Here is a 13,150-nt window from a genome sequence, read left to right on the forward strand (position 1 = left end):
GGAAACACATTTAAGATGCCATCTCTGGCTCAACTCATCAGAGAAAAAAGCTCATTGAGTTGAAAGTCAGACCTTTCCACTCAATTTGAAGAGGATACATTACTTCTTCTACATTTTATTTGTTATTAGTAATCGCATTTACAGGAGTCAGTCAGACACTTTTGAAAATAGGGGCAAACCAGTCCTCTGAAAAAAAATTTACTGCCGCGTATGTGAACCCCTCTACATTTACGGCATATATTTTGTATGTGATAGTAACTATTTTTACAGTGTACGCGCTTAAGGAAATCCCGTTAAAGTTATTTTACACAGCTACCTCCTTAAAATTTGTCCTGGTACTCATTCTTTCTAAATTGGTGCTCTGTGAAAAAATGGACAGTAAGAAAGTAATTGCTATGGGGTTTATCGTATCTGGTGTTATAATATTCAATATGTGAGATAGAAAGAAATAATTTCAAAAATCCATGAAAATCTGCATATTCTGCCCGGATACATATCCTGCCCGAATACTGAACTGCTAGAAATTATCTACACCATGTAGAATTATACAAATGATTATATAAGGAAAAAGCCTATTAAATATGTTTCCGAACTATATATTTTTTAACATTTGTTTAGAAATTAGATGCAGCGGTTTACTGGTCTGGTAGAATGACATTTCAGTCAGACACCCAGGAGCATGAACAAACAGGAAGAACAGCAAATCCAGCTATTCTTAAATAACATGAGAGTGCTTAACAGGTGAACTGTTCAGTATTACTATAGAGACTTTACTTTCTGAACACTCCGAGACCTACTATTCCAGGAAGACCATCAGTAAGGATTATAGGTCAACCATCCCTGAGCTAAAGACTCGGGCTTGTCTAACAAGCCCTGGTTGACCAGATCATCAATTAGGAGCTTCGGAAAATCGGTAAATGATAGGAAAGAAATAGTTACCCTGAAATATCGCCTCAGTTTCAGGCTCTAAGGATGCCAGTTAAACAATCCTGAGAGGTAGGGACAGTGCTTACATCTTGAAACCTTTCCATATCAGATCAAGAGGAAGACGGATTCCGTAATTGACTTATTCCAGAACGCTGTAACAATCCAACTTCACGAAGTTGAAGTCCACAATTCGGATACGCATTACCCTACTTCGGTAGGTGGAGGGTGATTTATTCGCCTTCATTACATTAATAAAAAACTAATTAAATAGAGCAGGACATGGAAGTGGACGTATTCCTCCCCTGAGCTAAAACTCAGGGGTTTCCTGCTGAGGTTTTATGAATTCCATCACATGCCCAAAATGCGGCAAAGAATGCGATAAACTTTTTGATTCCGTTTGCAGGGACTGTTTCTTTGAAACCTTCAAACCAATTGAGCTGCCCCTTGTACTCCACATAAGGATCTGTTCCAGCTGCGGAGCGTACTTCCACAGGAGCCGCTGGGAAAACATCGGCAATGTAGAAGAAGTGGTGCTGAAAGCCGTAGAAAATTCCCTTTTTATCCACGATGAAGCCGGAGATGTGGAACTCTGCCTGGAACCAAGAGAAATTACGCCTTATATATACAAGGTGAGAGCCGAAATAGATGCAATCGTAGAAGAAGAGCCAATCCATGCCGAAGCTGAGACAGAAGTAAGGATTCAGCGGACAGCCTGCGATATGTGCAGCCGTGAGTCCGGAGGATACTTTGAAGCAATCATCCAGATAAGGGCAGCAGGCAGGTTCCCTACTGAAGAGGAAAGGAGGCGCTGCTCTGCCATTGCCAGGGAAGCCATGGAAAGCATGAGGAAGAAAGGCGACCGCCTTGCCTTTATAAGCGAAGCCCTTGAACTGAAGGAGGGAATCGATCTCTACATGGGTTCCATGAACGCCAGCAGGCAGGTATGCCGGCTGATCGTTAACGAACTCGGAGGCAGTTTTTCCGAGTCCCCTACCCTTGTTGGGATGAAAGACGGGAAAAACCTCTACAGGATTACTTTCGCCATGCGCCTTCCGGAGTTCAGGCCAGGGGACGTGATAAGGTTCAGGGGAAGGATTATCCAGATAAGGAGCTCAGGAAAAAAGGTCAACGGGATAAGCCTTGAAGATGGCACCAGGTTTATTTCGACTCCTGAAGAGCTCAAAGGCGCAGAAAAAGTTGCAAATCTTGGGGATGCAGTTTTTACAGTTCTTGTTTCAATCGAAGAAAATGCAATTCTTGTGCTTGACCCTGTGACCTATGAAACTGTTGCAATAAAAAAGCCAATGTTCTTTAGTGCAGAAGCAGGAAGCGAGATCCCTGTTCTGAAAACAGAATATGGAATCTTTGCGCTTTCACATTCCGATGTTCCGCAGGAAAAATGAGAGATCTGGAAAAACGAGGAAACATGCAGAATATCCTTGCAATTGGGTTTGATACACGAAACATTGTCTGCTCCGCAAGCAGGGCAGGTTACACTGTCTGCTCTATAGATGTTTTTCGTGACCTTGACCTTCAGAAATGTGCATATGCATCAGCCCTCCTTGAATGCAGGACTTCAAGCGAACTCCATCAGCTTGATCCTGGCTGGGTAATAGCTCAAATGAACGCCTTCGGGCTTGACTTTGACGCCATAGTACCCGGCTCGGGAATGGAGATGCTGGACCCAGGCAGTTTCCCCTGTCCGGTACTTGCCAGCTGTCCCGACGCAGCTAAGGAAGCTTCAAACAAACTGCACCTTGCAAAAAAGCTTGAAGCCCTTGGGATGCCACACCCTCACTGTTATTCTCCGGAGGAGCTGGATTCTATCGAATACCCTGTTATTCTCAAACCTGCCTCAGGAGGAGGGGGAATCTTTAACAGGGTTGCAAGGAACCGGCAGGAACTGCTGTCAGCTTTAGAAGAATTATCCAGGCTGGACCCGGAGTTTGCAGAAAAGGAGGTTGTAATCCAGGAGTTTCTGGAAGGAATTCCTTCAAGCGTTTCTTTGCTTTCCACAAACAATCAAGCTCTGTCAGTTGCTGTGAATGAACAATTGATAGGGATGCCCTGGCTCTCGAAGCTACCGTTTGCCTACTGCGGAAACATAACTCCTTTCAGGACAGCGCACGCAGAGGAGATGGAAACCCTTGCTGAAGAACTGGTGCTTGAACTCGGGCTTCTGGGCTCAAATGGCGTGGATTTCCTGGTTACGGAAAAGGGACCTGTAGTTCTAGAAGTAAATCCAAGGTTCCAGGGCAGCCTGGACACCATAGAGATGGCGACTGGAATGAACCTTTTTGAAGCCCATATTGGCTGCTTCAGAGGAGAACTTCCGGAAAAGCCGGAAGCAAAACATTTTGCTGCAAGAGGGGTTCTTTACTCGGATCGAGAACTTTTTATAGACAGAAAACTCATGGACTTCATTCTCATGGAAAAAAGTGCTGATATTCCTTCCATGGGAACTGTTACTGAGCCTGACTGGCCCCTTACCTCCCTGTTTGCATGCGCCTCAACAAGAGACGAAGCAATCCGATCTCTTGAAAGAGGGGCAGAGAAGATAAAGACTTTTATTGTAAATCGAACGAAAGAAGAAAGGAAACCCCTGAACTCTGCCGGAAAAGCATGAGGTTCAGTTGTGAAAGTGCAGCTTTTTCCAGATATGAGAGATCTCTTTGAGAAAAAGCATGATGTAAACTTTAATACTGGTATGTCCAATTCATATTAGGGATTTGAGAGGTGAACACTTTGGTCGATTTAAATGACAAGGTAATTAGAGGATATCTCATGAGCCTTGTAGGGGAAGAAGGGCTTAAAATGATAGGAGAGATGCCCGAAGGTGAGATAACGGATGAAGAAATTGCGGCAAAGACCGGAGTTCTGCTGAATACGGTGAGAAGAACTCTCTTCATACTTTATGAGAATAAATTTGCAATCGTTGTAAGAGAGAGGGATTCAAACAGCGGATGGTTGACATATCTCTGGCACCTGGACTTTTCCGGCATAGAGCACCAGCTTATGAGGGAAAAGAAAAAACTGCTAAGGAACCTGAAGACTCGCCTGGAATTTGAAGAAAACAATGTTTTCTATACGTGCCCGCAGGGCTGTGTTCGCCTTCTTTTTGACGAGGCAACTGAAACAGAATTTCTCTGTCCCATGTGCGGGGAAGACCTAGCCTATTACGACAACTCCCTTTTTGTGGGAGTCCTGAAAAAGCGTGTGGATGCCTTGAGTAGTATATAAGGGATCGGTCTTGACTACCCGGACCCAGGCAATAAGGCTGCTTGAAGAATCAGGCTGCGCCCCTAATGTAATCGAGCACTGCAAGGAGGTTGCCTCACTGGCAGTCGAGATCGCAGAAAAGGCAAAAGCAGCCGGAAATAATGTAAATCCGGAGCTTGTAGAAGTAGGGGCTCTTTTGCACGACTTTGGAAGGTGCCGGACTCATGGGATTGCTCATGCGGTTGAAGGATTCAAGCTGGCTAAAAACAAAGGAGTCGAACCTGAAGTTGCCGAAATAATAAAACGGCATATAGGAGCCGGCGTTTCAAAAGAAGAAGCAAAGGAGTTTGGACTTCCTGAAGAGGATTATTTTCCCCGGAGTATGGAGGAAAAAATCGTTGCACATGCCGACAACCTTGTAAAAGGAACGAAGAGAATAACGATAAACGAAAGATTGGAGTTCATGCGTAAAAAGGATATATCTGAACATGTGGTTCAGAGGGTAAAGAACCTCGCTGAAGAAGTTGAGGGACTTTCCCGCTAAATTCCGAATTTTCTGAATTTTCCGAATAGAGAATAATTCGGACATCCTGTATAGGAAAACAGAAAATTATTTTATCAAATTAGAAAAACAGAAAAATTATTTTATCAAATAATTCTCCGGTTTTAAATGCGAACGCATTTAGAAAAAAGGGGGAAGACTTATATATAGCGATATTAATAATGAGATAATGGATTGCTAAATCCTGCGATTTAAGCTAAAAATGCTCACCTCAACTAAAACATTTTTTTTTAGCGACATTTCTCATTTTTAACTTATTATGAGGGTATGTTTATGGATAATGACAAATATCTAAAAGGCACAACTACCGTAGGAGTAGTTTGTACTGACGGAATCGTGCTCGCAAGTGAACAGCGAGCCACAATGGGGCATTTCATCGCAAGCAAAACTGCAAAGAAAGTCTACCAGATCGATGACCTAGTAGGAATGACCACTGCCGGTTCGGTAGGGGACGCTCAGCAGCTTGTGCGATTGGTAAGTGTAGAGTCACAGCTCTACAAAATGCGCAGGAACGAATCCATGACAATCAAAGGAATTACCACTTTGATGTCGAACTTCTTGAATGCTAACCGCTACTACCCCATGATGGTCCAGCTCCTTATCGGAGGGGTTGACAAAAACGGACCTGGAATCTACTCACTGGATCCAATGGGAGGGAGTATTGAAGAGACAAGGATCTCGGCAACAGGTTCAGGTTCTCCCATGGCTTACGGAATACTGGAAGACCAGTACAGGGAAAATATGACTGTAAAAGAAGGTCTTGATCTTGCGATAAGGGCAATTCACAATGCAACGAAAAGAGACTCAGCTTCCGGAGAAAATATCGATGTAGTCGTAATTACAAAGGAGGCATTCAAAAGGCTGGATCCTGAAGAAGTAAAATCCAGAAGGGCTTCATTAAATTAAATAATTTAACTGTTGGTTTTTTATTTTAATATATAAACTAACACCTTTTTCAAATATTATTTTTTTAACATCCAGATACTTTTTGATTTTTTGACGAAAAGGAAGATTCTTAATGCCTATTGAAGACGTGCTATTAGACCTCAAAAATAAAATTGAGAAAAATCTACCCGCAGGAGTTACAATTACCGACGTCGAATTCGAAGGTCCTCAGCTTGTCCTGTACACTGAAGAGCCCCGTAAATTCGCAGACGACGGGAATATTATCCGCAACCTGGCAAAAGAACTCAGGACACGGATTGCCATGCGTCCTGACCCCAGGGTGCTTGCGACTCCTGAAGACTCTATTTCTATAATTGAAGAAGTTGTTCCAAAAGAATCCGTAATCTCGAGCTACTATTTTGACCCCGATTCCGGAGAAGTGATCATCGAAGCCGAAAAGCCTGGGCTTGTAATAGGAAAGCATGGCGCAACCCTGAGAGAGATTACAAAGCAGATCGGCTGGATTCCCAAAGTTGTCCGGACTCCTCCTATTAAGTCCCGTACAGTGAAAAACATCAGGGAGTTCATGAGGAACAACCTCAAAGAAAGAAAAGAAATCCTGAAAACCGTGGGGAGGAAAATTCACAGGGAGTGTACCTCAAAAGACCAGTGGGTAAGGGTTACAGCCCTCGGGGGATGTAAAGAAGTGGGTCGAAGCTGTTTTTTGCTTTCTACTCCAGAGTCCAGAATCCTGATTGACTGCGGAGTCAATGTAGGTTCTGACGAAAACATGACGCCTTTCCTCTACGTTCCTGAAGTGTTTCCATTAAGCCATATAGATGCCGTAATAGTTACCCATGCACACCTGGACCATCAGGGACTTGTTCCCCTGCTTTTCAAGTATGGGTACGAAGGGCCTGTCTACTGTACGCCCCCCACCAGAGACCTTATGGTGCTGCTCCAGCTCGATTACATCGACGTGGCGGCTAAAGAAGGGAAGAAGAGCCCCTACGAATCAGGGATGATAACAAAGACCCTCAAACACACCATACCTCTGGACTATGAGGAAGTAACAGACATCGCCCCCGACATTAAACTGACTTTCCATAATGCAGGCCATATCCTGGGCTCGGCAATTTCCCACTTCCATATAGGAGATGGGCTCCATAATGTAGTCTTTACGGGAGACTATAAATATGAGAAAACCAGGCTTTTTGACCCTGCAGTCAACAAGTTCCCAAGAGTTGAAACAGTCATCAGTGAAGCTACTTATGGGAATTCTAACGCCTTCCAGCCTGCAATTAAGGACGCTGAAAAGCACCTGCAGATGGTGGTTAAGAATACAGTTGAACGTGGAGGAATTGCACTTATCCCTGCTTTTGCTGTGGGCAGAAGCCAGGAAGTTATGATTGTGCTCGAAGAGTCCATAAGGAAAGGTATAATTCCTGATGTCCCGATCTACCTTGATGGGATGATCTGGGAAGCTACTGCAATCCATGCGACTCATCCTGAATACCTCAACAATGATCTGAGGAAACTGATCTTCCAGAAAGGCCAGAACCCCTTCCTATCCGAATGCTTCAAACCGGTTGACTCCCATGAGGCACGCCAGAAGATAATTCAGAACCCTCACCCCTGTGTAGTTATTTCAACCTCGGGCATGATGAACGGAGGACCTGTTATGGACTATTTCAGGACCTTTGCCGATGACCCACGCAACACTCTTGTGTTTGTAGGTTACCAGGCTGACGGAACTGTAGGGCGCAGGATCCAGAAGGGATGGAAGGAAATCCCCATGACAGGAAAGAACGGAAGCAACGAAATCCTGAAAATGAACATGGAAGTACAGGTAGTGGATGGCTTCTCAGGCCACTCGGACAGAAGGCAGCTTATGGATTATGTTAAGAGAATGCAGCCCCGTCCGGAAAGAGTGTTCACAGAACACGGAGACGAAAAAGCCTGCGTGGATCTGGCAAGCTCCATTTACAAGAAACTTAAGATCGAGACACGTGCTCTCACAAACCTCGAAACCGTAAGGCTACTGTGACCCCCAGGGGGCCACAATACTTTTTTTAAGAAAAAAAATGTTATTAAAAAGAATAGTAGAAATATAGTCGATAAAAATTAATAGTGAGATAAGACTTTACGAAACTTTTTTATTCCCCGTGCCCTGAAGCAAATTCAGGACTGAGAAGAGGCTCAAGGCTAAGAAGATGTTCCATTAGCATTTTGTGGTCGCCTACCACCAGATCTGCCCTATCAAGCTCTGAAGGCTCTACATATGTGGGGACTCCGATACAGTAAATATCAGCCTTTTTTGCGGCTTCTACGCCCAGAACAGCGTTCTCTATCACGACACATTCATTTTTCCCGACCTTAAGAAGCTCAACTGCCTTCAGGAAAGGGTCCGGATGGGGCTTGGAATTAAGCACGTCATCTCCAGTGACCACGGCATCAAATATTCCGGGAAAGAGCTGGTCAAGGATTCCGTTAACTATAAGGCGGTCCGAGCCTGAGACTACCGAGAGCAGGAAATGTACCTTAAGCATTTCGAGACATTCTTTCATCCCATCGAAAGCCTTCAGTTCGAAAATTCGTTTGAACTCCTGCCTGTAAATTGCGGTGATAGTTTCAAAATCAAAAGCTTCGGGCTCTTTTCTGGCTTTTCTGATAAGTAGGGGGAGGCCGTTCCTGGGGTTTGAACCCTCGATTGCATAGATATCCTCGTCCCGGATTTCCATACCCATATCAAGAAAAGCTTTTTTCCAGGCTGCTGCATGGAAAGGCATGGAGTCTACGAGAACACCATCCATATCAAAAATTAATGCTTTTAACACGTTTCTGGCTCCTGAACCGAAATAAATGAAAAAATATTAGAAATGGGAACTATTTAGGAAGATTTGATAAAGTTAATGAATAATTTATGAATCTTCCTGAGTGCAGTTTGGTAAGGAGTTAAGGTAAGGTACTTAAAGTAAAAATGGTTTTGCAGTCTTAAAGCTTTCCCGGCATCCCCTGAAGAATAGGCAAATAATAAAGATTTAGTTAAAGTGGCAAGAAACTTTTATAATACGATTTTGAAAAAGTTTTAAATCTCCTTATAATTCCCTGTATAAAAGGAAACAGATTATTCAGAAGGTGTAAACTGAATAAAATAATTAAGTGGTTTTGGAGCAAATAATCTCAGGGGATAATCAGAAAATTCAGGAGATTTAACTTAAATTTATATAAACACTTATGTGCAGTTATTCCTTACCACTGGAAAAAATAAGCAAGAGCCTTAAAATCTTCGAAAGATACCGAAAAAGTTTTTAAGATGAGAATTCTACTTAAAAGTAATAATATAAACACTTTCATTAAATTGAAAGTATCCCAGTTTGGAAGTCTCAAAGAAAACGTAGCACAGAGGCTATATTTACAATAATTAAAGGAGATCAGGGCAGCAAAATAACAGGTAAGAAAGAAAATAAAAATTGCCCTGACATGCGAGATCGGGATAGCTTTCCTGACAAACGAGACTTTCGAGAAAGTTTTAGGTTACTGTATATAAACATTATGTAAGTTTTCTGCCTCTTCGCCCTGAGAATTCGGGCGTGAAGGCAGAAAAAAGTAAAATATATGAAATTGATGGGTGGCATATTTAAACTTCATATACAATTTAAGAACACTGTTTAAATATGTCCGAAATGTTTAAGTTTAGTAGAGCACCAACTTATTAAAGATAACGGATGAAAATCTTTTAGAAGGTTTTTACAGGTTATCCCCAATTCAAACTGAATATAACCAAAAATTTGCCCCCCGATATAGAGGGTGGGGAGTCAAAGGAAAAAATAAAGCTACCATTATAAACGAAATCCAGCCGAGGGGATAAATTGCAATCTATAGTACAGGAAGCAATGAAATTCAGCGAAAAAGAGAAGGAATTCCGAAAAACTTCCTCCTCCGATGAAGACTTCGAAGAATTCGGGCAGCCGAGAATTATGATTGTAGGATGCGGTGGTGCAGGAAACAATACCGTAAACCGGCTCTACAACATAGGGATCGAAGGTGCAGAAACAGTATGTATCAATACAGATAAGCAGCACCTTGACAATATAAGGGCTGACAAGAAGATCCTTGTAGGAAAAACCCTCACAAGAGGCCTGGGAGCAGGCGGCTATCCTGAAACCGGAAAGAAAGCCGCAGAACTTGCGAGAGGCACCCTTGAAGAAGTTTTAAAGAATGTCGACCTTGTATTCATTACAGCAGGCCTTGGAGGAGGCACGGGAACAGGAGTTGCACCCGTAGTTGCAGAGGTTGCAAAAGAACAGGGAGCAATCGTCGTAGGGATGGTTTCAAGCCCCTTCAGGGTAGAAAGAGCCCGCGTATTCAAAGCAGAAGAAGGACTTGAAGACCTGCGCAGGGCAGCAGACACAGTAATTGTCCTGGATAACAACAGACTGCTTAACTACGTACCTAACCTTCCGATTGACCAGGCTTTCTCAGTAATGGACCAGTTAATTGCCGAAACCGTGAAAGGAATAACTGAAACCATTACAGTGCCCTCTCTGATCAACCTTGACTACGCTGATATCAGGACCATTATGAGCTGCGGCGGGGTTGCCGTAATGCTTGTTGGAGAATCCAAGAGCCAGGACAAGAGCACGGAAGTCGTGCGGACGGCCTTAAACCACCCCCTGCTTGATGTTGATTACAAGGGTGCAACCGGAAGCCTCGTCCATGTAACAGGCGGGCCTGACCTGAGCCTGAAAGAAGCCGAGGAAATTGCCTCTATGCTTACCTATGAACTTTCCCCAAGTGCCAATGTAATATGGGGAGCAAGGATCAGGGACGATTATGAAGGCAAGGTCCGGGTAATGGCAATCATGACAGGCGTCCAATCTGCCCAGATCCTGGGCCCTCAGGCGGGAGCTGGAATCCTGGAGTCCAGAACCGAAGCTGAGCCTATCCAGGAACAGAGATTCGGAAGAATGTCCACTGGCAGAAGAGGAGAAACTACAGGACATCTCAGAAAAAAGCTCGACGAATCGATTATTGATTTCATAAATTAAAACAGGTTCAGGCAAAAGCCCGGACCCGCAGGTTTCCGGGCTCCCCTCAGGTTATTCTCCGGATTTTTCCGGAGAGCAATCAGAGATTTATGGAAGGAAGCTTCCTCAAGGCAGGTAGCTCGGGTTTTTCCTGACCGGATACTCATTTTTTGAAGTGGTTATCGAACAGATACTCTTTTTTATTAGCGATTCTATTTAAAAAATATGGAAATTTTGATTGCAACAGGGCGGCTTGCGGAAAATACTGTGAGGAAAGCAGCTGGAGAAAAAGCAGACGTCCTTGTAGCAGATATCGACATTGCCGCATTTATAACCCCTAAAAAGCTCATGAATGCCTTTTTAGAAGCAGGATTTTCAAACAGGTATGACCTTATTCTGCTTCCCGGGCTTGTAGCCGGGGACTTTTCAAAGGCTTCGGAAGAACTGGGCTGCAGAATCCGGCTGGGCCCAAAACACGCCTATGACCTCAGTTTCGTGCTCCATTTTGCAGAAGAAGTTGAGTTTTCCGAAAAAGTTCCGGCCTGTGAACTTCTCGCAGATGTGCGAAAGGAGATGGCTCTTGAGCTTATCAGGAAAGCCGAAGAGGAAGCCCACCCACCCCTTGCCCTCAGAGGGGTAAAGCTAGGAGGGGATTCCCGCATGAAGGTCATGGGGGAGATTGTCGGAGCAGCGGAAATGGACCCTGCGGACCTGGAGATAAGAATCGAAGCTTTTATCGCCCGTGGAGCAGATATTATCGACATAGGAGCTACACTTAACACCCTTCCGGAACAGGTTAGGAGAACAGTATCCCTTGCGAAAGCCCTCACATGCGTTCCGATAAGTATCGATACGCTTGACCCTGAGCTGATAAAAGAAGGAATAGCAGCAGGAGCAGACCTTGTTCTGAGCCTTAATGGCACGAACATGGAAACTGCAGGTCCGGTAGTTGCAGGAGCAGGCGTTGCAGCAGTTGTAATTCCCGATGAAGGAAACAGTCTGGAAAGCCTGGTAAAAAATATCGAAGCTGCCCGCAGGCTTGGGATTGAAAAGATCATAGCTGACCCTGTCCTTGACCCTATAGGCCACAATATAACAGAATCTATTGTACGCTACCATGAGTTTCACAGGAGGTATCCTGAGGTTCCGTTATTCTTCGGAGCTGGAAATGTAACGGAACTCATGGATGTGGACACCATAGGGGTAAATGCTACACTCTGCGGAATAGGGGCAGAAGCAGGAGCAAGCATCCTTTTTACCCCCGAATACAGCGACAAAGCCCGGGGTTCCATAAGAGAGCTGAAAAAAGCCTCTGAGATGATGCAGCTTTGCAGGATAAGGGAAAGTTCTCCAAAGGACCTTGGAATTGATCTTCTCTGCATAAAGGAAAAAAGAAGGCGCCCTGAAAACCCCCTCCCTGAAAAAGTAATCATGGCCAGAGCTTCGAAGAACTGGCGTGTAGACCCTGCAGGTCCCATTCGAGTCCGGATTGTGCCGGATAGAATAAGCGGAAACGGCGGATTGATTGTAGCTGAACACGAGAAAGCCGCAGTTGCAGGAGAGAGTGCCAGGGAAGTTATGGACACGCTGCTCGAACTTGAGCTGGTTTCGCGCCTGGACCATGCTGCATACCTTGGAAGAGAACTGGAAAAAGCCGAACTTGCCCTGCGCTTTAACCGGAGTTATGCCCAGGATGATGTATTCTGAGCACACTGGAAGGCAGACAAAATAGCGATGTGAGAAAATGAAACTCGAAAATGAAGATAAGCAGTCAATCTTTGAGATAGTGGCAGCCCGCTATTTCACAACACAGAACTGGAAATGGGTAAACCTGAGGAAAGACCTCAATAAAATCATCAAATCCTATGAGGAATTGAATGAACAGTATGCCTCTTACTCTTATGTGAGCCGGGACTGGTATGTGGAAAATATGGGATCAAGGAACATCCATATGTGCAATACATGGGATGAGCTTAAGAACCTGGTTGCCTTCCTCAACACCCATGGAAAGACCTTTAACTTCCTTGTGAACACGGGAAACAGGAAGTCATTCTGTATCGTAAGCGACTCAAGAGACCTGAATGAGACCCAGGCACATGCAATCAAAGAAATACAGAAACTGGGTTACAACACCTTTGTGTTCCTTGCTACAGTTCCTGATGAAATAGAATTCCAGCTGCTTCAAGTAAGGGGAGTTAACTAAACTCTCCTTACCGACAAAGAACCGGGCTTCAAAAGACAGATTTTCTTCTTCCTTTACATAAGGTCTTTTTTATTTCATTCCAAACATAAAGTGAACTACCCCACCGATCGGGCTGATTCCCCCGAGGAAGGGGACTTACAACTGTGCCTCAGCACTCCCTTTATTCCGTGTTTTCAGTGTGTTCAGTGGTTTCAGTGGTTCATATATTCGTTTGAGATTAGGTGACTGCTCCCCTCATTAAAATGAGGGTCATCTATCGGTTTTACGAACAGACTGCAATCCCAGTCTGAGAATATTGATAGAAGCATTAAGATCACGGTCAAT

Annotated in this window: 12 protein-coding genes; 10 read left to right on the plus strand and 2 right to left on the minus strand. The window is 44.2% G+C overall.

The window, feature by feature from the left end; all coding sequences use genetic code 11:
• Positions 1 to 119: 119 nt before the first annotated feature.
• The 7 genes from EO93_RS17850 to EO93_RS02415 all read left to right on the plus strand — a co-directional run bounded on the left by EO93_RS17850 (position 120) and on the right by EO93_RS02415 (position 7,640).
• Positions 120 to 437, plus strand: a complete 318-nt coding sequence (locus EO93_RS17850) for a multidrug ABC transporter (protein WP_156161211.1) — start codon at positions 120 to 122, stop codon at positions 435 to 437.
• An 828-nt stretch (positions 438 to 1,265) separates the two neighbouring features.
• Positions 1,266 to 2,330: a 60S ribosomal export protein NMD3 gene (locus EO93_RS02390; RefSeq protein WP_048161003.1), complete on the plus strand. Its 1,065-nt coding sequence runs from the start codon at positions 1,266 to 1,268 to the stop codon at positions 2,328 to 2,330.
• Positions 2,327 to 3,553 (plus strand): ATP-grasp domain-containing protein, encoded by a 1,227-nt coding sequence (locus EO93_RS02395; protein ID WP_235284080.1) that lies wholly within the window; start codon positions 2,327 to 2,329, stop codon positions 3,551 to 3,553. Before EO93_RS02390 ends, EO93_RS02395 begins: the two co-directional genes overlap by 4 nt.
• 119 nt (positions 3,554 to 3,672) lie before the next feature.
• Positions 3,673 to 4,167, plus strand: a complete 495-nt coding sequence (locus EO93_RS02400) for a transcription factor (RefSeq protein ID WP_048136509.1) — start codon at positions 3,673 to 3,675, stop codon at positions 4,165 to 4,167.
• A gap of 10 nt (positions 4,168 to 4,177) precedes the next feature.
• Positions 4,178 to 4,690: an HDIG domain-containing metalloprotein gene (locus EO93_RS02405; RefSeq protein ID WP_048136510.1), complete on the plus strand. Its 513-nt coding sequence runs from the start codon at positions 4,178 to 4,180 to the stop codon at positions 4,688 to 4,690.
• Between the two features lie 291 nt (positions 4,691 to 4,981).
• Positions 4,982 to 5,614, plus strand: a complete 633-nt coding sequence (gene psmB / locus EO93_RS02410; protein WP_048136511.1) for an archaeal proteasome endopeptidase complex subunit beta — start codon at positions 4,982 to 4,984, stop codon at positions 5,612 to 5,614.
• Between the two features lie 112 nt (positions 5,615 to 5,726).
• Positions 5,727 to 7,640, plus strand: a complete 1,914-nt coding sequence (locus EO93_RS02415) for a beta-CASP ribonuclease aCPSF1 (RefSeq protein WP_048161004.1) — start codon at positions 5,727 to 5,729, stop codon at positions 7,638 to 7,640.
• 109 nt (positions 7,641 to 7,749) lie between these two features.
• Here EO93_RS02415 and EO93_RS02420 read toward each other — a convergent pair whose 3' ends face one another.
• A complete protein-coding gene (locus EO93_RS02420) occupies positions 7,750 to 8,430 on the minus strand; it encodes an HAD family phosphatase (RefSeq protein WP_048161005.1) in 681 nt (226 codons plus the stop codon).
• 1,035 nt (positions 8,431 to 9,465) lie between these two features.
• Here EO93_RS02420 and ftsZ point away from each other — a divergent pair.
• A complete protein-coding gene (gene ftsZ / locus EO93_RS02425) occupies positions 9,466 to 10,644 on the plus strand; it encodes a cell division protein FtsZ (protein WP_048136514.1) in 1,179 nt (392 codons plus the stop codon).
• Here ftsZ and EO93_RS17185 read toward each other — a convergent pair.
• Entirely contained in the window at positions 10,641 to 10,790 is a 150-nt protein-coding gene (locus EO93_RS17185) for a hypothetical protein (RefSeq protein ID WP_156161162.1), read from the minus strand. The genes ftsZ and EO93_RS17185 overlap by 4 nt on opposite strands.
• 58 nt (positions 10,791 to 10,848) lie before the next feature.
• On the opposite strand from EO93_RS17185, the gene EO93_RS02430 reads away from it, so the two are divergent.
• Both EO93_RS02430 and EO93_RS02435 read left to right on the plus strand, forming a co-directional pair.
• Positions 10,849 to 12,330, plus strand: coding sequence for a dihydropteroate synthase-like protein (locus tag EO93_RS02430; protein WP_048161006.1), 1,482 nt, complete (start codon positions 10,849 to 10,851; stop codon positions 12,328 to 12,330).
• A gap of 37 nt (positions 12,331 to 12,367) precedes the next feature.
• The gene (locus tag EO93_RS02435; RefSeq protein WP_048136516.1) at positions 12,368 to 12,826 is read left to right on the plus strand and encodes a hypothetical protein; all 459 of its coding nucleotides are present in this window, start codon (positions 12,368 to 12,370) and stop codon (positions 12,824 to 12,826) included.
• The last annotated feature ends 324 nt before the right edge of the window (positions 12,827 to 13,150 follow it).

The sequence above is a fragment of the Methanosarcina sp. 1.H.A.2.2 genome (assembly GCF_000979975.1).
Classification (GTDB): domain Archaea; phylum Halobacteriota; class Methanosarcinia; order Methanosarcinales; family Methanosarcinaceae; genus Methanosarcina.